Here is a 21,912-nt window from a genome sequence, read left to right as displayed (position 1 = left end):
GCCGTGCTCCGGCGGGCCCGGGCCGCTTGTCTGACGGTTCGTCAACGACCTGTCCGGTGGCGTCGGTCCGGGGCCGTCAGGCCGCGGGCGCTGCTCCGGCCGCCGCGATCCTGACCACGGCCCGCCGAGTCGTGCCGTTGACGGTCACGGCGAGCGTGACGGCGCCGGGCCGGAGCGCGGTGAGGACGCCGGTCGACGGGTCGAGGACCGCGGCGTGCCGGCGCCGGGCGTCGTCCCGGCGGCCGATGTGGACGTTCGGGGATCCGGTCCAGTCGGCGGAGAGCGGGAAGGCGACGGGCACGTCGCGGGAGCCCTGGGTCACGGTCGCCGTGATCCTGGTACGGCTCCCCGCTCCGACGACCGGGGGCGCGTCGATCGACAGCGCGTCGACATGGGCCCGGGTCTGGACGGAGACCCAGTCGGGGCCGCCGTGCCACGGCCGCTGCCGGGCGTCGGCCTGTGCGCCGGGGCTCACCCGATCCACGCCGATCAGCGACCAGCCGGTGAAGCCGCCCTCGTCGGCGGGACCGGCGGGGGCCTTGCCGGAGTTGCCGTTGACCAGGTACGGCACTCCGTCGACGTGCGAGGCGTGGAAGACTCCGACGTGGCCGCCGACGAATGCCGCGCCCTTGCCGGTCGTGCGCCGGAAGTCGGCGAGCCACTGCTCGACGAGGGCCGCCTCCTTGCGGTCGCCCAACTGGCTGCCCTGCTGTGGGGTCGGGTCGCGCGGCGGCACGTGCTCGATCAGCACGACGGAGCCGACGGACCGGTCCTTGGCCGCCGCGTCCAGCTGGGCGCGGAACTCCTTGATCTGGTCGAAGCCGCCGCCGCGCAGGCTGAGGCTGGACGTGTCGAGCGTGATGACGCGGGTGCCCTTGTGGTCGAACGTCCGCCGGGCCGGCCCGAACTCCTTGACGAAGTCGTCGATCCGCCCGCCCATCACCTCATGGTTGCCCGGGACGTAGTACCAGGGCAGCGCGTCGCCGAGTTCCTCGGTGAGGACGCGGCGGGCGAACGCCAGGTCCGCGGGGGACCCCTCGTCGACCAGGTCCCCGTCGATGACGAGGAAGTCGGGGCGGGCCGCCCTGATCTGGCGCAGGGTGCGCCGGGCCTGGGCGACGATGTCGCTGTCCGGGTCGCGCGCGACGAACTGGGCGTCGGACATCACCGCGAACCGCCAGTCCCGGCCGCCGGCCGCCGCCGCCGGGCCGATCAGCGGGTCGGCCGGCGTGGCCGGCGCGGGGAGGTCGACGCTGGGCGGCACCTGGGCGGTGAGGTCGTCGATGACGATCTCGCCCGTGTACTGCTTCGCCGCGGCGGTCTCGGCGAGGTAGAAGCGGGAGAGGGTGAGCGGCGTGGCGGCTTCCTGCGGCACGGCGAAGGCGACCTTCCGCCAGCCGGTCCAGGTGATGTAGGGGCCGCGCAGCAACTGGTCGGAGCCGGCGGCGTCCTTGAGGTGCAGGGTCGGCCAGGCGCCATTGCCGTCGCCCTTGATCCACAGGGTGAACGACTGGGGCTGTCCGGGCACGGGGACGGGCCGGGGCGGCGCGGCGTAGGCGGCGCGGGTGGCGGTGGACCGGGTGAAGTCGTAGGCGAGCCTCAGTCCGGTGCCGGTGTGGCCGTCGGGGGTGGCGGAGAGCGAGCCGTCGGCCCGGGCCTGGCTGAACTTCCAGGCGTCGGCGTCGTCGAAGGAGGAGACGTCCTGCTCGGTGAGCCCGACGCTCACGGCGAGGACGGTGGTGGCGCCGGCGACGGTGGCCTCGATCCGGCCGGAGCCGGAGCCGGTACGCGAGGTGACGGTGAAGGAGCCGCGGCCGTCGTCGCGGACGTCGAAGAGCGCGTGGTCGTAGTGGAGGGCGACGTCGCGCGGTTCGACGGGCGCGGAGGCGCCGTGGGCGTCGAGTCCGGTGATCCCGAAGGCGCCGGCGGCGTCGCCGTCGGCGAGGCCGATCCGCCGGGTGGTCGGCTCGATGCGGGTCAGCTCGTCGAGGACGGTGAGGGTGGTGGCGCCGCGCGCGGCTCCCTGCTCGGCACGCACCTCGGTGGTGCCGCCGCGCCGCGCGGTGAACAGGCCGTCGCGGTCGACGGTGCCGACGGAGCCGTGCGTGGACCGCCAGCGCGGGGTGCCGTCGGCGGGCCCGTACGTCTCGTCGTATCCGCTCGCGGTGAGGCGGCGGGTGAGTCCGGGGAAGACCCGGTCGGGGTGGCCGCCCTTGACGGGGTCGACGCCCGGCGCGGAGGCGGCGGGGGTGCGGGGCCCGACCCAGAAGCCCTTGAGGCGGCCGCTGCCGTCGGGGGCGGTGAGGGCGAGGCCGTTGGGGACGGCGCGTTCGCTGCCGTCGGACGGGCTGTTCTCCACCTGGAGCGCGTCGCTGCCGGGTGTCCGGGCGACGAGGGTCGAGGAGCCGCCGCCGTCGAGGTTGAGCGCGCTGTAGGAGCCGGCGCGGCGCATCATCCGCCCGAGTTCGGTGAGCGTGACGCCGCCGCTGTCGGCCTGCCGCCCGTCGACGGTGATGATCTGCATGGTCCGGCCGTCCTTGGAGAAGCCGACGGCGGTGCGGGGCGCGGCGGTGTTGTTGCCCTCGCCCTCATGGTTCTGGGCGACCCCGTCGACGACGAGGAGTTCGCGTCCGCCGACCGCGGTGCGCGGCACGGCTCCGCCGTCGGTGCGGGCCCGGTAGGCCAGGGACACCGGGTCGCCGGGTTTCAGGGCGCGCAGCGCGGCGGCCCCGGCCTCACGGCCGACCAGGACGGTGACGCCGTCGGGGACGTCCCCGGATCCGGGGGTGTCCGAGACGGAGACGACCCTGCCGTCCCGTATCAGCGCCTCGGCGACGGGGGTCGCGTCGTCCACGGTCAGCGCGCGGTCGGCGCTGCCCCAGGCGGAGGTGTAGGCGCCCACTCCCCCGGCCGGCACGTTGGCGGCGTTGTGGGCGGCGAGCGGCCGTTGTCCGGACGGCAGGGTGAGCGTGCCCTCGAAGTAGAGGTTCAGGATGCGTCCGGCGCCGCCGGGGCCGATGCCGACGGCCCGGTCGATGCCCGGCGCCGGTGACTGGACGGTGACCCCGTCCTTGATGCCGATGCCCTCCGGGGCGCCGGTCTGGTTGATGTCGAAGAAGTCGGCGTTGATCGCGGCGACCGTGCGGCGGCCCCGGCCCGGGTCGTGTCCGGCGGCGAGCTCGGAGACCGTGCGCCGTTCGGAGACCTTGCCGGAGAAGAGGTAGTCGGCGCGCACGTCGCTGCCGCCGAGGTCGACGGAGAGGGAGTCGACCCGCAGCCACTTGTCGGATTCGAGCCGGTCGTACGAGTCGAGGCGGATTCCGGGGGCGATCGGGCGCGAGGCGCGGGCGGTCTCGATGCCGTCGTCGTCCGCGACCGCCCGCGGCCGCCCCGCGGGGCCGCTCGCGGGCGGCGGGGCGACGGGTCTGAGGACTTCGGCGGCGGTGCGGGGGCGGGGGTCGGGGGTCGAATCGGCGAGAGCGGGGGTGATCGCGCCGGCCGTCAACGCGGACACGGTCGCGAGCAGCACCAGCGGGCGCGCCGCCCTGCCGTGCCACCGGGCCGTTCTCCGGGGTGATCGAGGTGTCCTGTCTGCTGTGCCAGGGGCCACGGATCCTCCTGCGGTTCAGTCGTCCGCCCGGCCGGTCCGGCACCGGCCGGGCACTGCCGGCGGTCAGCCTGGCGGTGGACCGGGCCGCGCGCCAGGGGGCCTCGGGAACCGCGGGAGGAACAGGACGGGTCGGCCCGGTGACACAGACGGTCGCCTGGACGGGGGCCCTGTCGCGGCGGAGTGCCGTGTCGCCGTGCAGACTTGACGCCATGTCGTCCCGGAAACGCGCCCGGCGCAGCGCGGGCCTCCTCCTGTTCCGCCGTTCCTCGGGCGTCCCGGACGGCGACGCCGGTTTCGAGGTGCTCATCGGGCACATGGGCGGCCCGTTCTGGGCGCGGCGGGAGAACGCCGCGTGGTCGGTTCCGAAGGGCGAGTACGAACCGGACGAGGATCCCCGGACCGCCGCGCGGCGGGAGTTCGAGGAGGAGTTCGGTCACGGGGTGCCGGACGGCGCGTGGGTGGACCTCGGTGAGTCCCGGCAGGCCGGGGGCAAGACCGTGACGGTGTGGGCGGTGGAGGCGGACGTGGATCCCGCGTCCGCGGCGCCGGGGACGTTCGCCATGGAGTGGCCGCGGGGCTCCGGCGTGGTACGGGAGTTCCCGGAGGTCGACCGGTTCGCCTGGTGCGTTCCGCAGGAGGCGGAGTCGCTGCTCGTGGCGGGGCAGCGGGTCTTCCTCGACCGGCTGCGGGAGCATCTGCGCGCGGGCGGGTGACGCGCGCCTGGGGCTGTGCCGGGCGGACGCCGCCCGCCGGTGCGGGTGCGCGCTCCGGCCCGTCACCGGCGGCGGTCGGATCGGGTCCGGCGCGGTCAGCGCAGCCGCACCGGGAAGGCGCCGAAGCCGTTCGCGATGAACGAGTCGAGGCGGACCGCCGGGCCCGCCCTCTCGTCCGCGCGCAGGGCGGGAAATCGGGCGAACAGGGCTGGCAGGGCGATCGACGCCTCCAGCCGGGCCAGTGGGGCGCCGACGCAGAAGTGCACGCCGTGGCCGAAGGAGAGGTGTTCCTTGTCCGGACGGGAGACGTCGAAGCTGTCGGCGTCCGCGCCGTGCCGCAGGGGGTCCCGGCCGGCCGCGGCGTAGGTGGCGAGGATCGCGTCGCCGCGCGCGATGGTGGCGCCGTCGGGGAGCTCGATGTCCTCGACCGCGTAGCGCAGCGGCAGGTTGGCGATCGGCGGGGACCAGCGCAGGGTCTCCTCGACGACGTCGCTCCAGGGAACGTCACCGGCCCGCACCCGGTCCAGCTGCGCGGGGTGGGCGAGCAGGGCGTGGACGGCGTTGCCGATCAGGTTGACGGTGGTCTCGTGCCCGGCGCCGAGGACGAGGAGCAGGGTGTCGACCAGTTCGGTCTCGGTGAGGCGGGAGCCCTCCCCGTCGCGGGTGGCGATCAGCGTGCTGGTGAGGTCGCCCCCGGGCCGTTCGCGCTTGGCGGCGACCAGGTCCATGAGGAGTTGCCGCACCTCCAGCAGGGTCGCGAGGGCCTGCTCGGCCGTCGCGGTGGTGTCGAAGATCTCGCTGATGAGACGGGAGCTGTCGGCCCGCCGCTCCTCGGGCATGCCGAAGAGTTCGCAGATGACGGCCATGGGGAGCGGGTGGGCGAAGTCGGCGCGCAGTTCGGCGCGGCCGTCGGCGGCGGCGGCCATCCGGTCGAGGAGCGCCGTGGTGATCTCCTCGATGCGCGGCCGCAGGGCGTCCGTGCGCCGTTTGGTGAAGGCGGGCGCGACGAGCCTGCGCAGCCGGCGGTGGTCGGCGCCGTACGAGGTGAACATGTTGCTCACCCCGATCCAGGTGCTGATCCAGCTGTCCCGGAACTCTCCGTTCTGCCAGGACGGCCAGTGCTGGTCGGGGTCCTTGGACACCCGGTCGTCGGAGAGAAGGGCTTCGAGCACCTCGTGGCCGGTGGGCGCCCACGCCCTGATGCCGCCGGGGAGTTCGACCGGGGCGACGGAGCCATGACCTCGGAGCGCCCGCGCCTCGCCGTGGATGTCGCGGCCCGTGGGGTCGATGGCGATCGGCTGCCGCCCCATGGAGATCTCCTCTCTGCGTGCCGCGCCCGCGGCGGATGCCGGGGCCGCGGGCACGGCGTGGCCGTAACGGACGTCGCGTGCGGGAGTTCATCGTCGCGGCGGCGCGACGGAGCGCGAAAGGGCGCACACCGGCGCGAAAGAGTGAGAGCGGGGTGGTACACGAACGGTGGCGTCCGCCCCGAGGAGCCGCCGTCCCCGTGCGCGGCTGCGGAGGCCGTGGCCCGGGTACGGTCCGTCGTCCGGGACCCCGCATGCGGTCCCGGGGGCCGAGGCCCTGCGTTCCGGTCCCGGGGCCGCCGTCCCGTGCGCGGCTGCGGGGCCCGATGTTCCGGGCGCGGGCCGGGCAGGGCCCGCGGGCCGCCCGGCCCTGCCCGGAGGCGGGGCGGGGTGGCCGGGCGGTGAGGAGGAGTCAGTGCCCCGGGGTCTCGCCCTGGGCCGCCTCGATGCTGCTGTGCAGATCGTTCGTGGCGTCGAGCGCGGCGGCCCCGGAGACGAGGAGGCAGGCCAGCAGGGCCGCGGCGGCGGCCCGTCCGCCGCGGGGCCGGGGGACGCCGCGCCCGAGCAGTGCGGCCACGCGGCGCGGTACGGGCCCGGCGGCCGCGGCGAGCGCGACGCGGGGCCGGGGGCGCGGGCGCCCCTCGGCGGCGCGGGCGGCGAGGGCGGCGCGTCCGATGGCCCGGGCGGCGACCCGCCGGTCGCCGACGGCCGCCGCGGCCGCCTCGTCGGCGCAGCGTTCGAGCGCGTAGCCCATCGGGGCGCGCAGGGAGCGCAGCGCGGGATGGCAGAGCGCCGACAGCTCGACGGCGGCCAGGAAGAGATGGTGACGGCCCGCGAGGTGGGCGCGTTCGTGGGCCAGCAGCGCGTCGCGCTCGTCCGGGTCCAGGGCGCGCAGCATCCCCGTGGTGACGACGATGCGGCCGGGGGCGCCGGGGCGTCCGGGCAGCGCGTAGGCGTCGGGGCGACTGTCGCGCAGCACGGCGAGTTCGCCCTCGGCCCGTCCGGGCCGTCCCCCGGGCCGGTGCAGCTCCGTCCAGTGCAGACGGGCGGCGCGGGCGACCGCGGCGGCGCACCCCCCGAGCAGGGCCAGCGCGGCGGCCGCGAGCGGCACGGCGAGCGCCGGAGCGCCGGCGGACAGCGGCCTGACCAGTTCACCGAAGGCGGAGACTTCGGGGAACCGGGTCGCGCCGGGCACCACGAGGAGGGCGAGCGCGAGCAGGGCGCACAGGGCGAGGCCGACGCCGGTCGCGGCGAGCAGTCGCGCGGCACGCACCGGAGGCAGGGCGTCCGCCAAGCGGCGTGCGGCAGGCACCGCGACGAACGGCATCAGCAGCGGGATCCATACGGCGTAGATCATCGTCGGTCCCCGTCGAGGAGCTCCCGCAGCAGCCGCTCGTCCTCGTCGCTGAGCTGCGAGACGAACCGCGCCAGCACCGTGCCGCGGTCCGGCTCCTTGCGCAGTTCGCTGTGCATCCGGCGGGCGGTCAGCCCGGGGGCGTCCTCGGTTGGGGTGTACGCGAAGCCGCGGCCGGCCCGGGTGCGGGCGACCGCGCCCTTCTCATGGAGCCGCGACAGGATCGTGGTGACGGTGGTACGGGCGAGCTCGGGCCCGATCGCGCCCTGCACCTGCCCCGGGGTCAGCGGGGCGCCGGCCGCCCACAGGGCCGCCAGGATCGTGGACTCCAGCTCCCCGGACGGGCGTCGCTCCGACCCGGCGCGGGGCCTCGGGGGGCGCGCGGGCGCGTCCCCGGCCGACGGCTGCGGGGCGGTCCCGCCGTCCGGACGGGGGCCCGGCTCCCCGCCGGATATCCCCTTCGTCTCGGTCATGGGAACTCTCCTCCCGCTCCGGGCGTCTACAGTGAAGTAGACCGTCTACATCACTGTAGTCAGTCCGGGCGTGCCATGAGGTCGCCCGGCCACCATTATGGGAGACCTTTCGTCGTGTCCGTTTTCCCACCGGCGTCCGTGTCGCTGGCGGTGAACCCGCTGGACGCCGGTTCGCTGCTCGGGGCGTTCGGCGCCCTCGGCATCGCCGTCGTGCTCTTCGCGGAGACGGGGCTGCTCCTCGGCTTCTTCCTGCCCGGCGATTCCCTGCTGTTCACGGCGGGGCTGCTGTGTGTGCCCGGCGTGCGCGGTCCGGTCGCGCTGTCCCTGCCGCAGGTGCTGACCGCCGCCCTGGCCGGAGCGCTGCTGGGCGCTCAGGCGGGGTACTGGATCGGCCGTCGCGGCGGCCGGGCCCTGCTCGCCCGCGGCCGCGCCCGGCGGCTGCGGGAGGGTGCCGCCCGGGCCGAGGAGCTCCTTCGCTCCTACGGGCACGCACGGGCCATCGTGCTGGCCCGGTTCGTCCCCGTCGTGCGCACGGTCCTCAATCCGCTGGCCGGGGCGCTCGACGTCCCCGCCCGGGTGTTCGCGCTCTGGCAGGTCGTCGGCGGCACGGTCTGGACGGTGGGCCTGGTCCTCGCCGGATACGGCCTGGGCTCCTCGGTGCCCGATGTGGACCGCTATCTGCTGCCGCTCGTCGCGGTGGTGGTCGCGGTCTCCCTGATCCCGCTCGGCGCCGAGCTGCTCCGCTCACGCGGCCGGCGCACCGCCCAAGGAGACAACCACTGATGCCACTCGCCTCCGCCGCCGCCTCCTTCGACGGCGGCCTGTACACCTGGGTCACCGAACTGGCCGGGCGCTCGCCCGCCGCGCTGGACTCGGCGGTCCGGATCTGGTCGGACTACGGACTGGCCCTGTTCGCCCTGCTGATGCTCGCGGCCTGGTGGCGTTCGCGCTCGACGGCGGCGCCCGCCCGGACCGCGGCGGCGCTCTGCGCCCCGGTGGTGGTGGTGGCCGCGTACCTCGTCAACGACCTCGTGAAGTCGGCCTTCCACGAGCAGCGGCCGTGCCGGACCCTGCACGTGGTGACGGTGGAGGCGTGCCCCGGGCTCGGCGACTGGTCCTTCCCCAGCAACCACGCCGCGATCGCGGCGGCCGCCGCGACGGCGCTCTGGCTGACGGACCGCAGACTCGGGGCGATCGCGGTCCCCGCCGCGTTGCTGATGGCGGCCTCCCGGGTGTGGATCGGCGTCCACTATCCGCACGACGTCCTGGTCGGCCTGGTCACGGGCGCCCTGGTGGCCGGGGTGCTGACGGTGGCGGCGCGGCGCTGCGGCCCGGTGGTGGTCCGGCTGCGGGAGTCCCCGCTGCGCCCGCTGGTGACGGCCCGCTGACGGGAGGTCCCTCCGCGCTCCCCCGCCGTCGCACGCCCGCGGTCGGCGGGTCGGCGGCCGGTGCTCCTCGGGTCCACGCGGGCGGACCGGGGCCCCCGCCCCGCCGGTCCGGGACGGACAACGGGCCCGCACGCCCCGGACACCGGCCCGGCCCGGGCTCCGGACCGGCGCGCCCGCGCCGCCGCGGATGCCGGACAGGTGCGCGCGGGGCGGGCGCGCGCCTGACGCCGGAGGTGTAGGGGCGTGCGGCCCGGCCGGCGCGCCGGGATCGGCGGCGGGCGGGCCGGCGCGCGGTGCGACGGCCCGCCCCGCCCCGTCCCGCAGGGCGCTCCGGCCGGTCAGCCGTTGGGGAGGATGACCGCCCGGCCGTCGACCTTGCCGTGGTGCAGCCGCTCGTACGCCAGCGGCGCCTCGTCCAGCGTGTAGGTCTCGACGTGGACCTCGACGGCTCCGGCGCGGGCGAGATCGAGCACCTCGGCGAGTTCGGCGCGCGATCCCCAGTACGGGGACGACACCGTCGTGTTGTACGGCAGCGACCCGAAGCCGACCGGGAGCGCGCCGCCGCCGAGGCCGACGATCGTGACATCGGAGTCCACGGCGGCGGCGGCGCCGGCCGTGGTGACGGTCGGCGGCGCCCCGACGAAGTCGAGGACGACCTGTGCGCCGATGCCGCCGGTCAGCTCGCGGATCCTGGCCGCGGCGTGCTCGTCGGAGAGCACGGTCTCGTGCGCGCCGACGGCGCGGGCCAGGGCGAGCTTGTCCTCGGAGACGTCCAGGGCGACGACGTGGACGGCCGTCATGGCGCGCAGCAGCTGGATCGCGACGTGGCCGAGGCCCCCGGCGCCGATGACGACGGCGGTGGCCCCCGGGACCAGCTTGGGCAGCGACCGCTTGATCGCGTGGTACGGGGTCAGGCCGGCGTCGGTCAGCGGCACGGCCCGGACCGGGTCGAGGCCGCCGAGCGGCACCAGGTGGCGGGGATCGTCGACGATCATGTACTCGGCCATCGCGCCGGGTGCGCCGAGTCCGGGCGGGGCGATGCCGAGCTGCTTGGCGCGCAGGCAGTAGTTCTCCTTGCCCTCGGCGCATTTGACGCACGTTCCGCAGCCCCAGGGGCCGTAGACCGCCACGGGTTCGCCCGTCGCCAGCCCGCTCACCCCTTCGCCGACGGCGGCGACGGTGCCGACGCCCTCGTGGCCGAGGGTGAGCGGCAGCGGGAAGGCGATCCGCTCCGCCGGCATGCTCATCACGGCTATGTCGGAGTGGCAGACGCCCGCGGCGGTGACCTTCAGCAGCACCTGGCCGGGGCCGGGCTCCGGGTCGGGCACGGTGACGACCTCGGGCGCCGCGCCGACCGCGCGGTACTGGACGGCCTTCATGGACTTCTCCTCGCTCTCGGTGTTCCTTGCCCCCGTCGCGCCCCCGTTTTGCGACCCCGTGTTGCGCCCCCGTTCGCCCCGTCTCCCCGCGTTCCGCTCCCGCCGCCCGTCGCCGGGGCGCGCGGCCCGGTCAGGGGGCGGAGTAGCCGCCGTCCACCAGGTGGTAGCTGCCGTGGATGAAGGAGGCGCGGTCGGAGAGCAGGAAGGCGGCCAGTTCGGCGACCTCCTCCGCCCTGCCGAGGCGTCCGGCGGGGTGCAGCGAGACGAGGTGCTCGCGGGCCGCGCCGTCCGCGTGGCGCAGCAGCGGGGTGTCGATGAAGCCGGGGCCTACGGCGTTGACCCGTACGTTCCGTGCCGCGTATTCGAGGGCGGCGGTCTTGGTGAGGCCGACGACGCCGTGCTTGGCGGCCACGTAGGCGGGCGACCCGGCGAAGCCGTTGGTGCCGAGGATCGACGCCATGTTCACGATGGCGCCGCCGCCCGCCTCCACGATGGCGGGGAGTTCGTGGCGCATGGAGTAGAAGACGCCGCTGAGATTGGTGGCGACGACCCGGTCCCAGTCCTCGATCGCGTACTCGCCGGTCGGGTGGGCGGGGCCGGCGATCCCCGCGTTGTTGACGGCCAGGTGCAGGGCGCCGAACGTGTCGACGGCGAACCGGACACCGGCCTCCACGGACGCGGCGTCGGTGACGTCCATGGCGACGGCGGCCGCCTCGGCCCCGGCGTTCTCCAGCTCGGCGGCGGCCCTGCGGGCGCCCGCGCCGTCGTAGTCGGCGACGACGACGGACGCGCCGCCCGCGGCCAGCCGGTGTGCCAGGGCCAGGCCTATGCCGGAGGCGCCGCCGGTGACCAGGGCGGTCCGGCCGGCGAACTCCTGCTCGGCGGGGGTGAGGGGAGTGGTCATGAGGGGGTGCTTCCTTCCGTGGTGCGGTGCGGCGCCGTTCCCTCCGGAGGCCGCGCGAACAGCTCCCCGGAGAGGGCGTCGAATGCCTGCCCGACCAGTCGGGGCAGGTCGTCCCGGTGTCCGCCGCGTACCCAGGCGGCCTGGGCCGCCAGGAGCGCTCCGGCGCCGGCGGCGACCGTGACGGCCGGACGGATGTCCAGCCGCGGGTCGACGCCGAGCCGGTCGGCGACGATGACGATCGAGTCCTCCTGCGCGTCCACCCGGATGTGGTGGAACGCCGCGTAGAGGGTGGGCTCCCGCTCGGCGAGGGCCAGCAGGTCGTAGATCCGGGTCCGGCGGTCTCGGGCCTGTGCGCCCGGGTCGTCGAGCCAGTCGAGGACGGCGCGGCGGTAGGCGGTGAGCGGGGGCTCGTCGGCGGGCCTCGCCCGCAGGGCGGCGTTGATCCGGTCGCCGTCGTCCCGGAGCGAGTCCAGGACCGCGGCCTCCTTGCCGGCGAAGTACCGGCTGAAGGTGCGCCGGTCGACGTCCGCGCGTTCCGCGATCTCCTCGACCGTCACCTCCTTCAGGCCTCGGGCGAGCACCAGCTCGCACGCGGCCCTCGCCAGGGCGTCCCGGGTCCTGCGGGCCTTGCGGCTCCGCCGTTCCGGAGTCTTCTGTTCCGGATTCATGGATGCACCGTACACCCGAAAATGTCCCGACGCGACAGAAGTCCCGACGCGACAGAATTCCTGAGAAGACGGAAGTCCCGAGGAGAGGGGAGTCCCGAGGAGACGGAAGTCTCGCCGGGACGTCGGAGCGGCGGGACCGGACTCTCTGGTCACACACGCCCGCCTCGTTCGCGCCCCGCCCCCGGGCCGCTATCGCGCGACGAAGGCCTGCGCGGCCCGTCGGGCGTCGTCCCCGGCCGCCGCGGGACGGTGTCGGGTCCCGGCGGGCGTCCGGCGCAGGGCGAGCACGGCGACGTCGTCGCGGCGGACGCCTTCGGAGAAGTCCTCCAGGTCGCCGTGGAGCGCGTCGAGAAGCTCGTGCGGACCGTGACCGCTCCAGCGGCCGAGCCTGGCGTCCAGCGGGTAGAAGGCCCCGGACCGGTCGCGGGTCTCGGTGACGCCGTCGGTGAGGAGCAGCAGCGTCGCGCCGGGCGGGAAGTCCAGCCGCTCCGCGGCCCGAGCCGCTCCCCCGAGTTCGGCCATGCCGAGGGGTACGGAGGTACGGCGCAGCGGGAGCGGGCGGGCCACGCCGTCGTGCAGCAGGCGGGGCGGGAGGTGCCCGCAGTTGACGGCGCTCACCCGGTCCGGCCCGTCGATGCCGAGCACCAGGGCCGTGACGAAGCGTTCCGTCTCGCCGGTCTGTGCGGAGAAGGAGTTGTGCCGGGCGACGGCGTCCTCCAGCGCGTCGACGACGCCGGTCAGGGCGGGTTCGCGGATGGCCGCCTCCCGGAACGCCCCGAGCACGGCGAAACCCGCCCCGATCGCGGCCAGTCCCTTGCCCTGGACGTCCCCGATGATCACCCGGGTTCCGTAGGGCGACTGGACGACCTCGTAGATGTCGCCGCCCACCAGCCGGTCCTCCTCGATCGGCGCGTAGACGCCGTGGGCGAGGACCTGGTCGGTCAGCACGGGCAGCGGGCGGAGGATCTGGCGCTGGAGCGCGACGGCGGCGGAGCGCAGCCGGGCGATCTCGGCGGCGTGGCGGATTCGCAGCGCGCAGGCGCCGACGCCGAGGAAGCAGGCCAGCGCGGTGAAGCCGATGCCGCTGGCGACGTCCCAGAAGCCGCCCCCGGTCAGCAGCCGGGAGCACGCCACGACCATCGTCGTCCAGGTGGCCGCGGCCGCGGTCTGCGGAATGGTGCCGAAGACCGAGACGAGGGCGGGCACCACCACCAGCATCGGTAGGAGGCGCAGCTCGTCGCCGGTCAGGACGTCGAGGAGCGTGACCAGGGCGGTCAGCAGGAACAGCCCGCCGAACAGGACCCCGTTCCCGATCCGGGGCGCGAAGACCGCCCTCTCCCCCGGGTCCGTGCCCGGGAGGGCCGTCGCGCGGGCCGCCGTCCGGAGCCGGATCGACACGGTGTGCTCCTTCCAGCCTCCGCCGGGCCTTCGCCGGCGCTTCACTCCAGTCCAACCAGGCCGCAGCGCGCGGCGCAGGGGGCTTACGGCCCCGGTGGGCCCGCCGAAGGTCCCGGAGAGATGGGGCCTGCGGGCCCCACCGGCCCCGTGCCGGCGGGCCCGCGGGCCGTAACCACCGCTCAGCCCTCCGCTGTCTCAGCCCTCCGCTGTCGCGTCGCCCCCGTCGCGTCAGCCGCCCGCCGCCGCGCGGGCGGCACCGGGCCCCGACGGCCGGGCCGACGGGCGCTCGGGGGCGAGCACCGCCAGGAAGGACGTACGGCGGCGCAGGGCGAACCCCAGCGACTCGTAGAGCCGGACGGCCCCGGTGTTGGAGGCGGCGGCGTGCAGGAACGGCGTCTCCCCGCGTTCCCTGATCTCGTGGACGAGGGCCCGGACCAGCCCGCCGCCCAGTCCCCGGCCGCGCACGGACTCGTCCGTGCAGACGCCGCTGATCTCGCTCCAGCCGGCCGGCCGCAGCCGTTCGCCGGCCATGGCGACGAGCGTCCCTTCACGCCGGACGCCGAGGTAGGCGCCGAGTTCCACCGTGCGGGGCAGGAACGGGCCCGGCCGGGTGCGAGCGACCAGGTCGAGCATCTCGGGCACATCGGCGGGTCCGAGCCGTACGGCCCCCGGGAACGGCTCGGCGGCCACGCCCGCGTCGACGAGCTGGACGCCCTCGGCGTGGAAGGTGATCTCCCAGCCGTCCGGCGGCGGCTCGCGGTGGGCGATGAGGCCGATGGTCCCGCCCGGTCCGGCGAGGGCCCCGGCGTCCGCCCAGTCCTCCGGGCCCGGCTCGTCCGGCAGCACGGCCCAGGGGCTCACGTCCGCCGGGTAGCGCAGGACCCGGCCGCGCCGTTCCGTGAAGCCGGCGTGCGGGCCGGTCAGCGCGGACCGCACCGGCTCGTCCAGCGGGTGCGGTCCGGCGGCGGGTGCGGTCACGCGCCCGCCTCGATCACAATCTTCCCGCGGGTGTGGCCGCTCTCCACGGCCCGCAGCGCCGCCCCCGCCTCGGTGAGCGGGAAGGTCCCGGTGACATGGGTGCGAATCACCCCGGCGACGACGAGCTCCGCCACCGCGTCGAGGACCGCCGCGGTCCGGGCCCGGGCGACGGCCGCCCCGCCCAGCTCCACCGCCAGGGGCTTGCCTCCGGCGCTGATCAGCCGTGCCGGGTCCGCGACCAGCGGGGCCACGGCCCTCAGCGTGTCGCCGCCGACCAGGTCGAAGATCGCGTCGACGCCCTCGGGGGCGACGGCCCGCACCCGGTCGGCGATCCCCTCGCCGGACTCCACGTGCACCGCGCCGAGCGACTCGACGAAGTCCTTCTTGTCCGCGCTCGCGGTGCCGATGACGCGGGCGCCGGCGTGCCGTGCCAGCTGCACGGCGGTCGTTCCGACGCCGCCCCCGGCCCCGGTGATCAGCAGCGTCGAGCCGGGGGCCGGGGCGATCTGGCGCACACCGTCGTACGCGGTGGCCGCCGCGACCGGCAACACGGCCGCGTCGGCGAACGAGAGGCCGGCCGGCTTGTGCGCGGTCACCGCGACGGGCAGCAGGGTGTATTCGGCGTAGCCGCCGGTCACCGGATTGCCGAAGACCTCGTCCCCGATCGCGAACCCCTCGACGTCCGGCCCCACGGCCGTCACGACACCGGCCGCCTCGCTGCCGAAGACGGTGGGGAACGGCTGCGGCCGGCTGCCCGGCCTGACGTATCCCGTCCGGAGCTTCCAGTCGACCGGGTTGACGCCGGCCGCGCGGACGGCCACGAGCAGTTCACCGGGGCCGGGCACCGGCATGTCCCGCTCGACGAGGGCCTCCACCTCCGGACCGCCGTTGCGGGTGAACACATAGGCCTTGGGCATGGCTTCGCTCTCCTCTGCTTCTGGTGATCACGGGGCCTCGGCGCCCCCGGCCGGGCCGGTCACCACCGGCCGCAGCAGCGTGAAGGTCATTCTCGGCGACCGTATTCCCGCGCGGGCCGCGTGTTCACCGGAGCGCAACGATCCGGGGCGCAACGATCCGGGGCGCCGAGCGCGCCGATCCGACGGGCAGCGCGCCGCGCCACCCGCGGCGGCCGGAGCGTTCGACGAGCCGGGCGTACGGGACCTCACGGACGCTCAGGCAGAAGAGCCGGGCGTACGAAACCTCACGAACAGTCAGGCAGAAGAGCCGGGCGTACGGAACCTCACGAACAGTCAGGCGGAAGAACCGGGCGTCCGGGCGTCCGGCCGGCGTGCGGCGAGGAGCGCGAGTTCGCCGCCGAAACCGACGAGCAGACCGCCGCCGTCGACGGGGGCCAGGGTGTGCACCCGGTACGGGAAGCGCGTCGGCCGGCCGATGCGACGGAGCGTTCGCAGGTCCCAGGCGCACACGGTCCCGTCGTCGCCGCCGCTGACGGCGACGGTCCTGCCGTGCGGCGCGGCGATCACCAGGTCGGCGATCCGTCGGCGATGGCCGCGCAGCGGCTCGCCCAGCCGACGTCCCGTCACCAGGTCCCAGACGTGGATGAAGGGGTCGAACCCGGCGCTGGTGACGGCGACGGGCCGGTCGTCCACCGCCGTCGTCACCACGCGGTCGACGGCGCGCCCGTGGCCGTGCAGCGGTGGGTGGAGCGGGCGTCGCCCGGCCAGGTCCCACAGCCGGACGGCGCGGTCGGCGTGACCGGTGACGACGACGGTCCGGTCGCCGACCGGCACGGCGGCCGCCGCCAGCACGCGCGATCCCGTGTGCAGCGGCGGACCGTCCGGGCGCCCGGACGCCAGGTCCCAGATCCGGACGACGCCGTCCCGGCCTCCCGCCAGCACGAGGACCCGGTGGCCCGCCGTGGCCGTCGCGAGGGCCCTCGCCGGTTCCCCCTCGCAGTCGAACGGCTCCGCGACCGGCGCGCGGGTCTCGAGGTCGGTGACCCGGACGCGCGCGTCCCGCCCGGCGGTCAGCAGCAGGGTGCGGCCGTCCAGCACGGCGGTGGTCGCGGCGAGGATCCCGTCGGGATGGCCGGGGAGCGGCTCGGCGGTGTGCTCGGCCGCCGTGTCCCACAGGGTGACCGGGCCCGTGTACGTGCCGCCGGCGGCCAGGCGGCGCCCGCCGACCGTCGCCGTGGTCAGGGCGGTGGGCGCCGGTCCGGGGCCGTCGGAGGCGTCCCCGCCGTGGCGGCGCGGGGCGAGCCGCCAGCCGCGCAGGATGCCGCCGGAGTCCCACCCCGCCAGCACCGGTCTCGCGTCCACCGTGCCCAGCGCCACTCCCCGAAGGGGCTCTTCGTGGCCGGTGAAGGCGTCGCCGAGCTGCCGCCCGGCGCCCGGGTCCCACACGCGGACCGTGCGGTCCCAGCCGCCGGTGGCCACGAGGAGGCGGCCGTCGACCCGTGCCGCGGTCACCGCGGACACCCGGTCGTCGTGTCCGGTGAGCGGGGGGCCTGCCGGCCGCCCGGTGGCCAGGTCCCACACGCGTGCCGTGTGGTCCTCGCTCGCGGTGACGGCCAGGACCGCGTCCCCCGACCTCGTGGTGGTCACGGCCAGGACCGGGGCGGTGTGGCCGGTCAGCGGGCGGCCCACCGGCAGGCCGGTGGCCAGGTCGCGCACCAGCACGTCCGGGTCGTCCCGCCCGGCGGTGACGACGACGGGCCGCCCCTCCAGCTCGGCGGTCGCCAGGGACACGACCCGGTCCTCGTGCCCCGTGTACTCGGCGACCGGCCGGCCGGTGGCCGGGTCCCAGGCGCGCAGCAGGCCGTCCAGGCCGCCGGTCACCACCACCGTGCGTCCGCCCAGGCGGGCGGCGGCCGCGGTGGTGATCAGCCCTCGGGCGACGGTGAGCGGCTCGCCCACCCGCGCGCCCGTGCGCGCGTCCCACAGCCGCACGGTGTCACCGCAGCCGTGGGGGTCGTAGCAGCCATCCCGGCCGCGCGCCTCGTGCCCGGTGAGGACCAGCAGCCGGCCCTCGGCCTCCAGCGCCTCCACCACACGGGCGTCGCGGTCGGCCGCGAACGTCGTCCCGGACGCGTCGCCCAGCACGTCCCGCGCCCGCACCCGGCCGGAGCCGGACGGGTCCGAGGCGAGGACGACCAGCCGTCCGTCCAGGACTCCCGATGTCGCGTCCACCCCGTCGCAGCGCAGCACCCGCACCACTCGTTCGTCGCACCACCGCCCCGTCGCCCGGACCGGCTCCCAGAGCTCCGCCGGCTCCTCGTCCGGTGCGTCGGCGGCGAACGCGGCGGCCGTACCGGGCCATCCGAAGCGCAGGGCCTCCAGGCCCAGCAGCCGGGCGCGCGCACCATCGTCGAGGCGCCGGAGCAGATGGGCCGCCGAGCGACGCACGACCGCCGCCCGCCGCTCCGCCTCCGCCGCCCGCGGTCCTCCCGGCCCCGCGTCCGCCTCCGCTCCGGGGAGCGGGGCCGCTTCGCCCCGGTCCGGCCGCTTCTCCGCCACGAAGTCCCCGCCCTTCTGCCCGTACTCAGAGACAGGCGCCGCACGGAAGGACGCCTGTCCCCGTACGCCCGTTCCCCGAGAGGGCCGGGGATTCCCACGGGGCGCGGCGCCGGTGCGTACCACCGCGCGCACACCGGCGCGTGCCCCTCCCGCGCGCACCGGCGCGAACCTCCCGTTCGCGCCCGCGCGGATAGCCCACGGCCGTCCTGGAGCGACGTCGTCCTGAACCTGCCGTACGCGCCCGCGCGGATCACCCGTGCGCGGTGGCCGGGCCGAATCCTCCGGTCGCCTGGGCAGCGGGCCGACGGCGGCCGGTGGACGGACGGTTCAGGGCGTGGCCTGCGCGCCGTGCCCCTGGCGGATCCGGGCGAGGACCTCCTGGTGCAGGGCGGCCGGCCCGGCGGGCGGCAGCGGCACGGGACTGCCCGTGAGGGTGTACCACTCGTCGGCGCCGGTGTACTGGACGGCGATGGCGGCCCGTCCGTCGGGCAGCGGCCGGGTGACGACGGTCAGCTCTCCGGTGATGACGCCGACCTCGTCGGTCATCGCCCCGCCGGGCCCGGCCTGGACGTCGTCCGTGAACTGCCCCGGCTCCTCGGTGTCCTGTGCGTGCGTCATGAGTGGCACATGTCCAGCATCTCGCCCAGCTTGTCCTTCTCGGCCGCGGTGACCGACAGCTCGTACGTCGACTTCACCGAGACCCAGGCGCGGGCGTAGGTGCACCAGTACGACTTGGCGGGCGGCTGCCACTCGTCCGGCCCCTGGTCGCCCTTGGAGCGGTTGGTGGCCGCGGAGACGGCCAGCAGCTGCGGGTGGGTCAGGTCGTTGGCGAACGCCTTGCGCTTCTCCTGCGTCCAGGTACGAGCCCCGGAGCGCCAGGCGTTGGCCAGCGGCACCATGTGGTCGATGTCCAGGCGCGACGCCTCGGTGAACTCCTCGTCGTCGTAGACGCTGACCCACTTGCCGGCCACCGCCCGGCACTTGTCGTCCTGCTCGACGCCGGTCCCGGCGCGCTCCAGCACCTTCTCCCGGGTGTCGCAGGACTCGCCCTGCGAGGCCCAGTGGGGGAACTTGGAGCGGCTGTAGCCGGTCATCGGGCCGTGCGCGGCCACCTTCAGCCCGGTCAGTTCCTGCCGGGCCTGGCCGGCGTCGGGCAGGCCCGGCAGGGTCGTGGTGGAGTCGGCCGCCCCGCCGCCGGTTCCGGCCGAGGCCGACGCGGAGGCGGACGGCTTGCCGTCCGTCTCCGCGGTCGACGTCACCTCGTCGATCACCGAACAACCCGCCAACGCGAGCACGGCCACGGCCGCCAGACCCCGCCCCCACCACACCTGCTGACCCACCATGACCTGAACGAACTCCTCACACGGCCGGCGCCCTGACCGGAACGAGGACCGCCGGCTCGCGGCGCCGGGCGGCTCATTCCGGCCAGAGCACCAGCAGCCGAAACGTTTTCCCGCGCAGCCTATCGGCTCGGGCTCGGCAAACGGCTGAACAACTCCCCGGTCACCCGGACGTTTTGCAGCGCGCCCCGGCGCGCACCCCCGCAGAAGGCCGCGAGCACGCCCGCGCACACCGCCCGCACCGGTACCGTTCCCGGGCGTGTCCCGCCGCCGCTCTCCCGCCCGCCACGGCCGGTCGCCCGAAACCGGCGCGCCGGTCGGGCGGCCGTCGGGCGACGGTCGGGTCACCGTCGATTTCGACTCAACCACCGCCGGATGTACGGGGGTCGGCCCCCGACGGGCCGTCGGCTGTGGCAATCTGGAGAAGGCCGCCCCACCGGGCTCCCCCGTACCGGTGGGGCGGTTGTGCTGCGCGACGCGGTCCGTACGCACGTGCCTGACCGGCCATCACGTCGGTTCCCGGCCATTGACCGTCGCACGCACCGGCCATCCCGTCGCTCCTCCGCATGACCGGCCGCTTCGGGGGCAGGCGCTTACACCTCACCGACGAGCCAGGGGAGCGTGACGAGATGACGGCGCACACCGCGCGGACCACCGGTACGGAGCGGACGGGGAAAGCACGGCCGACACCGCCGGGGACGCCGGCCGACGGCGGCACGGGAGTCGCGACCGCCGCCACGGGAGCCGGGAGGGCCGAGAGCGGGCCGGAATCGGCCGCGGACGCCGGCGAACTGCCGTGGATCGAGAACGCGGGGAAGGTGGCTCCGGCGGACGCGCGGGAGCTGTCCCGGCTGTTCTTCGGCCGTCTCCGGGAGCTGGAGGAGGGCACCCCCGCCCACCAGTACGCGCGCAACACCCTCATCGAGATGAACCTCTCCCTGGTCCGGTTCGCCGCCGGGAGGTTCCGGAACCGGGGCGGCGGCGACATGGAGGACGTCGTCCAGGTCGGCACCATCGGACTCATCAAGGCCATAGACCGATTCGATCTCTCCCGCGAGGTCGAGTTCACCTCCTTCGCCGTCCCGTACATCACCGGGGAGATCAAACGGTTCTTCCGCGACACCGGCTGGGCGGTCCATGTGCCGCGCCGGCTCCAGGAGCTGCGGGTCGACCTCGCCAGGGCCAAGGAGGCCCTGGCCGCGGAGCTCGACCGCGACCCCACCGTCCGCGAGCTCGCGGAGCGGCTCGAACTGGACGAGGACGAGGTCATCGAGGGCATCGTGGCGGCGAACGGGTACACGGCGGGCTCGCTGGACATGCCGGCCGAACCGGCGGGCACGGGGCGGCACATCGGTCCCGGACGCACCTTCGCGGACGTCCTGGGCAGCCCCGATCCCGCCATCGAGACGGTCGAGAACCTGCACGCGCTGGCTCCGCTGCTGGGCGGTCTCGACGAACGGGAGCGCCGCATCGTCGACATGCGTTTCGGCCAGGAGATGACGCAGTCCCAGATCGGGGCGACGCTGGGTGTCTCGCAGATGCATGTCTCGCGGCTGATCAGCAGGATTCTGCGGAAGCTGCGCAGCGGGATGTTCGTGGAGGAGTGAGCCGGGCGGCATGCCCCGGTTCCGCCGCGGCGCGCTCCTGCGCCCCGCCCACTCCGCGCACAGGGCCCGCCCTATATACGCCCCGGCCCGGCCCACCCCGAACCGGACTGAATCATCACGTCCTGTCCAGGTCGGTCCCGAATCATCATGCCCCGTCCCGATCGGTCCAGGATCATCGCATCCTGTCCCGGCCGGTCCCGGCCCGCCCCGCGCGGGCGGCGCTCAGCTCCCGTGCCGGCGCGGGTCCGTCGGCCGGTCCGGGCCGCCGCCGTGCCCGGTGCCGTCCGCCGCGTCCGCGCGGGGGCCCGTGGCGGCGTCCCGCTTCGGGGTCCCGTCCGCGTAGTACGTGGCGATCATGTCCTCGCCCCCGTGTCCCGCCGCCTCGGCGCGTTCGAAGCGGTCGGCCGACGCGGCGGCCAGATCCAGCCGCACTCCGGCCCGCTCCGCCGCGTCCAGGATCAGCCGGGTGTCCTTGAGCGCGGTGGACAGGGCGAAGCTCGGAGCGAGGTCGCCGGAGAGCACGGCGGCCGACTTGCTCCGGAGGTAGCCGGAGTCCAGCGGGCCGCCCTTCACCACGTCGAGGAAGGCCCTCGGGTCCACCCCCAGCCCCTCCGCGAGAACCAGGCACTCCGCGACGTTGTTGACCATGCTGATCACCCAGGCGTTGACCACGAGCTTGAGGCGCGAGGCCGCACCGGGCTCCTCGCCGACCCAGACAGTGCGCCGCCCGATCGCGTCCAGCACGGGCCGCACCGTCGCCCGCGCCCCGGACGGCCCGGAGACGAGGACCGTCAGCGCGCCCTGCTCCGCGGGCTCCCGGCTCCCGGAGACCGGCGCGTCGAGGTACACCAGCCCGAGGTCCGCGGCGCGCCGGGCGAGCCCGGCGGTGGCCTCGGGTCCGACGGTCGAGCTCTGGAGCAGCACCTGTCCCGCGCTCAGCCCGGGCGACGCCTCGGTGAGCGCTTCGGCCACCGCGGAGCCGTCGGTGAGCATGGTGAGGAGGACGTCCGCGCCTCGCACGGCCTCCGCCGCCGTGTCCGCGACCACGGCTCCGTCGACCGCGAGCGGGACCGCCCTGGACCGGGTGCGGTTCCAGACGCGGACGGGGAGACCGGCCCGGAGCAGGCTCCGGGCCATTCCGGCGCCCATGATCCCGGTGCCGAGGACGGCGACGACCGGCCCAGCGGGATCCGTCGCACGGGCGGGATCCGTGGTGGCGGCGTCGGCGGGGTCCGTCGGATCGGTGGCGTCGGCGGTGGGTGCCATCAGCGCGCTCCTCTCGTTCGTCCTTCGGCGGCTCGTTCGTCCTTCGGCGGC

At 75.7% G+C, this 21,912-nt stretch carries 18 protein-coding genes; 4 read left to right on the top strand and 14 right to left on the bottom strand.

Annotated elements, in window-relative coordinates; genetic code table 11:
* Positions 1–76: 76 nt before the first annotated feature.
* On the bottom strand, positions 77–3,532 hold the full coding sequence (locus tag WA762_RS04900; RefSeq protein ID WP_443080516.1) for a phosphodiester glycosidase family protein: 3,456 nt from the start codon (positions 3,530–3,532) through the stop codon (positions 77–79).
* Between the two features lie 287 nt (positions 3,533–3,819).
* Here WA762_RS04900 and WA762_RS04895 point away from each other — a divergent pair, with 287 nt between their 5' ends.
* Positions 3,820–4,323, top strand: coding sequence for an NUDIX hydrolase (locus tag WA762_RS04895; RefSeq protein WP_335933188.1), 504 nt, complete (start codon positions 3,820–3,822; stop codon positions 4,321–4,323).
* 95 nt (positions 4,324–4,418) lie between these two features.
* Here WA762_RS04895 and WA762_RS04890 read toward each other — a convergent pair whose 3' ends face one another.
* The 3 genes from WA762_RS04890 to WA762_RS04880 all read right to left on the bottom strand — a co-directional run bounded on the left by WA762_RS04890 (position 4,419) and on the right by WA762_RS04880 (position 7,457).
* Positions 4,419–5,633 carry a cytochrome P450 family protein gene (locus tag WA762_RS04890; protein ID WP_335933187.1) on the bottom strand — a complete coding sequence of 405 codons (1,215 nt, stop codon included), beginning with the start codon at positions 5,631–5,633 and terminating at the stop codon, positions 4,419–4,421.
* A gap of 409 nt (positions 5,634–6,042) precedes the next feature.
* Positions 6,043–6,987 (bottom strand): M56 family metallopeptidase, encoded by a 945-nt coding sequence (locus tag WA762_RS04885; protein WP_335933186.1) that lies wholly within the window; start codon positions 6,985–6,987, stop codon positions 6,043–6,045.
* Entirely contained in the window at positions 6,984–7,457 is a 474-nt protein-coding gene (locus WA762_RS04880) for a BlaI/MecI/CopY family transcriptional regulator (protein ID WP_443080512.1), read from the bottom strand. The genes WA762_RS04885 and WA762_RS04880 overlap by 4 nt, the downstream gene beginning before the upstream one ends.
* Positions 7,458–7,571: 114 nt before the next feature.
* Here WA762_RS04880 and WA762_RS04875 point away from each other — a divergent pair, with 114 nt between their 5' ends.
* Positions 7,572–8,240 (top strand): DedA family protein, encoded by a 669-nt coding sequence (locus WA762_RS04875; protein ID WP_335933184.1) that lies wholly within the window; start codon positions 7,572–7,574, stop codon positions 8,238–8,240.
* Entirely contained in the window at positions 8,240–8,845 is a 606-nt protein-coding gene (locus WA762_RS04870; RefSeq protein WP_335933182.1) for a phosphatase PAP2 family protein, read from the top strand. The genes WA762_RS04875 and WA762_RS04870 overlap by 1 nt, the downstream gene beginning before the upstream one ends.
* Before the next feature lie 338 nt (positions 8,846–9,183).
* Here the strand turns inward: WA762_RS04870 and WA762_RS04865 are convergent, their stop codons facing one another.
* The 9 genes from WA762_RS04865 to WA762_RS04825 all read right to left on the bottom strand — a co-directional run bounded on the left by WA762_RS04865 (position 9,184) and on the right by WA762_RS04825 (position 18,991).
* Complete coding sequence (locus WA762_RS04865; RefSeq protein ID WP_335933180.1) at positions 9,184–10,224, bottom strand: NAD(P)-dependent alcohol dehydrogenase; 1,041 nt, start codon at positions 10,222–10,224, stop codon at positions 9,184–9,186.
* A 130-nt stretch (positions 10,225–10,354) separates the two neighbouring features.
* The gene (locus WA762_RS04860) at positions 10,355–11,128 is read right to left on the bottom strand and encodes an SDR family NAD(P)-dependent oxidoreductase (protein WP_335933178.1); all 774 of its coding nucleotides are present in this window, start codon (positions 11,126–11,128) and stop codon (positions 10,355–10,357) included.
* A complete protein-coding gene (locus WA762_RS04855) occupies positions 11,125–11,796 on the bottom strand; it encodes a TetR family transcriptional regulator (protein WP_335933176.1) in 672 nt (223 codons plus the stop codon). Before WA762_RS04855 ends, WA762_RS04860 begins: the two co-directional genes overlap by 4 nt.
* Before the next feature lie 189 nt (positions 11,797–11,985).
* Positions 11,986–13,194: a PP2C family protein-serine/threonine phosphatase gene (locus WA762_RS04850; protein WP_335933175.1), complete on the bottom strand. Its 1,209-nt coding sequence runs from the start codon at positions 13,192–13,194 to the stop codon at positions 11,986–11,988.
* Positions 13,195–13,422: 228 nt separating this feature from the next.
* Positions 13,423–14,172, bottom strand: coding sequence for a GNAT family N-acetyltransferase (locus WA762_RS04845; protein ID WP_335933173.1), 750 nt, complete (start codon positions 14,170–14,172; stop codon positions 13,423–13,425).
* On the bottom strand, positions 14,169–15,089 hold the full coding sequence (locus WA762_RS04840) for an NADP-dependent oxidoreductase (RefSeq protein ID WP_335933171.1): 921 nt from the start codon (positions 15,087–15,089) through the stop codon (positions 14,169–14,171). The genes WA762_RS04845 and WA762_RS04840 overlap by 4 nt, the downstream gene beginning before the upstream one ends.
* Before the next feature lie 333 nt (positions 15,090–15,422).
* A complete protein-coding gene (locus WA762_RS04835; RefSeq protein ID WP_335933169.1) occupies positions 15,423–17,648 on the bottom strand; it encodes a WD40 repeat domain-containing protein in 2,226 nt (741 codons plus the stop codon).
* 327 nt (positions 17,649–17,975) lie between these two features.
* Positions 17,976–18,266, bottom strand: coding sequence for a hypothetical protein (locus WA762_RS04830; RefSeq protein WP_335933168.1), 291 nt, complete (start codon positions 18,264–18,266; stop codon positions 17,976–17,978).
* Positions 18,263–18,991: an HNH endonuclease family protein gene (locus WA762_RS04825; RefSeq protein WP_335933167.1), complete on the bottom strand. Its 729-nt coding sequence runs from the start codon at positions 18,989–18,991 to the stop codon at positions 18,263–18,265. The genes WA762_RS04830 and WA762_RS04825 overlap by 4 nt, the downstream gene beginning before the upstream one ends.
* Before the next feature lie 626 nt (positions 18,992–19,617).
* On the opposite strand from WA762_RS04825, the gene WA762_RS04820 reads away from it, so the two are divergent.
* The gene (locus WA762_RS04820) at positions 19,618–20,595 is read left to right on the top strand and encodes an RNA polymerase sigma factor SigF (protein ID WP_335933166.1); all 978 of its coding nucleotides are present in this window, start codon (positions 19,618–19,620) and stop codon (positions 20,593–20,595) included.
* Between the two features lie 222 nt (positions 20,596–20,817).
* On the opposite strand, the gene WA762_RS04815 is transcribed toward WA762_RS04820, so the two are convergent.
* Positions 20,818–21,861 (bottom strand): NAD(P)-dependent oxidoreductase, encoded by a 1,044-nt coding sequence (locus WA762_RS04815; protein WP_335933165.1) that lies wholly within the window; start codon positions 21,859–21,861, stop codon positions 20,818–20,820.
* Positions 21,862–21,912: the final 51 nt, after the last annotated feature.

The sequence above is a fragment of the Streptomyces tyrfis genome (assembly GCF_037034285.1).
GTDB lineage: Bacteria > Actinomycetota > Actinomycetes > Streptomycetales > Streptomycetaceae > Streptomyces.
This window is presented reverse-complemented; position numbering and strand designations above follow the sequence as displayed.

Bases quoted from the DNA above. Each gene is read 5' to 3' on its own strand.
- WA762_RS04895 (WP_335933188.1), top strand. From the start codon at position 3,820: ATGTCGTCCCGGAAACGCGCCCGGCGCAGCGCGGGCCTCCTCCTGTTC.
- WA762_RS04890 (WP_335933187.1), bottom strand. From the start codon at position 5,633: ATGGGGCGGCAGCCGATCGCCATCGACCCCACGGGCCGCGACATCCAC.
- WA762_RS04885 (WP_335933186.1), bottom strand. From the start codon at position 6,987: ATGATCTACGCCGTATGGATCCCGCTGCTGATGCCGTTCGTCGCGGTG.
- WA762_RS04880 (WP_443080512.1), bottom strand. From the start codon at position 7,457: ATGACCGAGACGAAGGGGATATCCGGCGGGGAGCCGGGCCCCCGTCCG.
- WA762_RS04870 (WP_335933182.1), top strand. From the start codon at position 8,240: ATGCCACTCGCCTCCGCCGCCGCCTCCTTCGACGGCGGCCTGTACACC.
- WA762_RS04865 (WP_335933180.1), bottom strand. From the start codon at position 10,224: ATGAAGGCCGTCCAGTACCGCGCGGTCGGCGCGGCGCCCGAGGTCGTC.
- WA762_RS04860 (WP_335933178.1), bottom strand. From the start codon at position 11,128: ATGACCACTCCCCTCACCCCCGCCGAGCAGGAGTTCGCCGGCCGGACC.
- WA762_RS04855 (WP_335933176.1), bottom strand. From the start codon at position 11,796: ATGAATCCGGAACAGAAGACTCCGGAACGGCGGAGCCGCAAGGCCCGC.
- WA762_RS04840 (WP_335933171.1), bottom strand. From the start codon at position 15,089: ATGCCCAAGGCCTATGTGTTCACCCGCAACGGCGGTCCGGAGGTGGAG.
- WA762_RS04830 (WP_335933168.1), bottom strand. From the start codon at position 18,266: ATGACGCACGCACAGGACACCGAGGAGCCGGGGCAGTTCACGGACGAC.
- WA762_RS04825 (WP_335933167.1), bottom strand. From the start codon at position 18,991: ATGGTGGGTCAGCAGGTGTGGTGGGGGCGGGGTCTGGCGGCCGTGGCC.
- WA762_RS04820 (WP_335933166.1), top strand. From the start codon at position 19,618: ATGACGGCGCACACCGCGCGGACCACCGGTACGGAGCGGACGGGGAAA.
- WA762_RS04815 (WP_335933165.1), bottom strand. From the start codon at position 21,861: ATGGCACCCACCGCCGACGCCACCGATCCGACGGACCCCGCCGACGCC.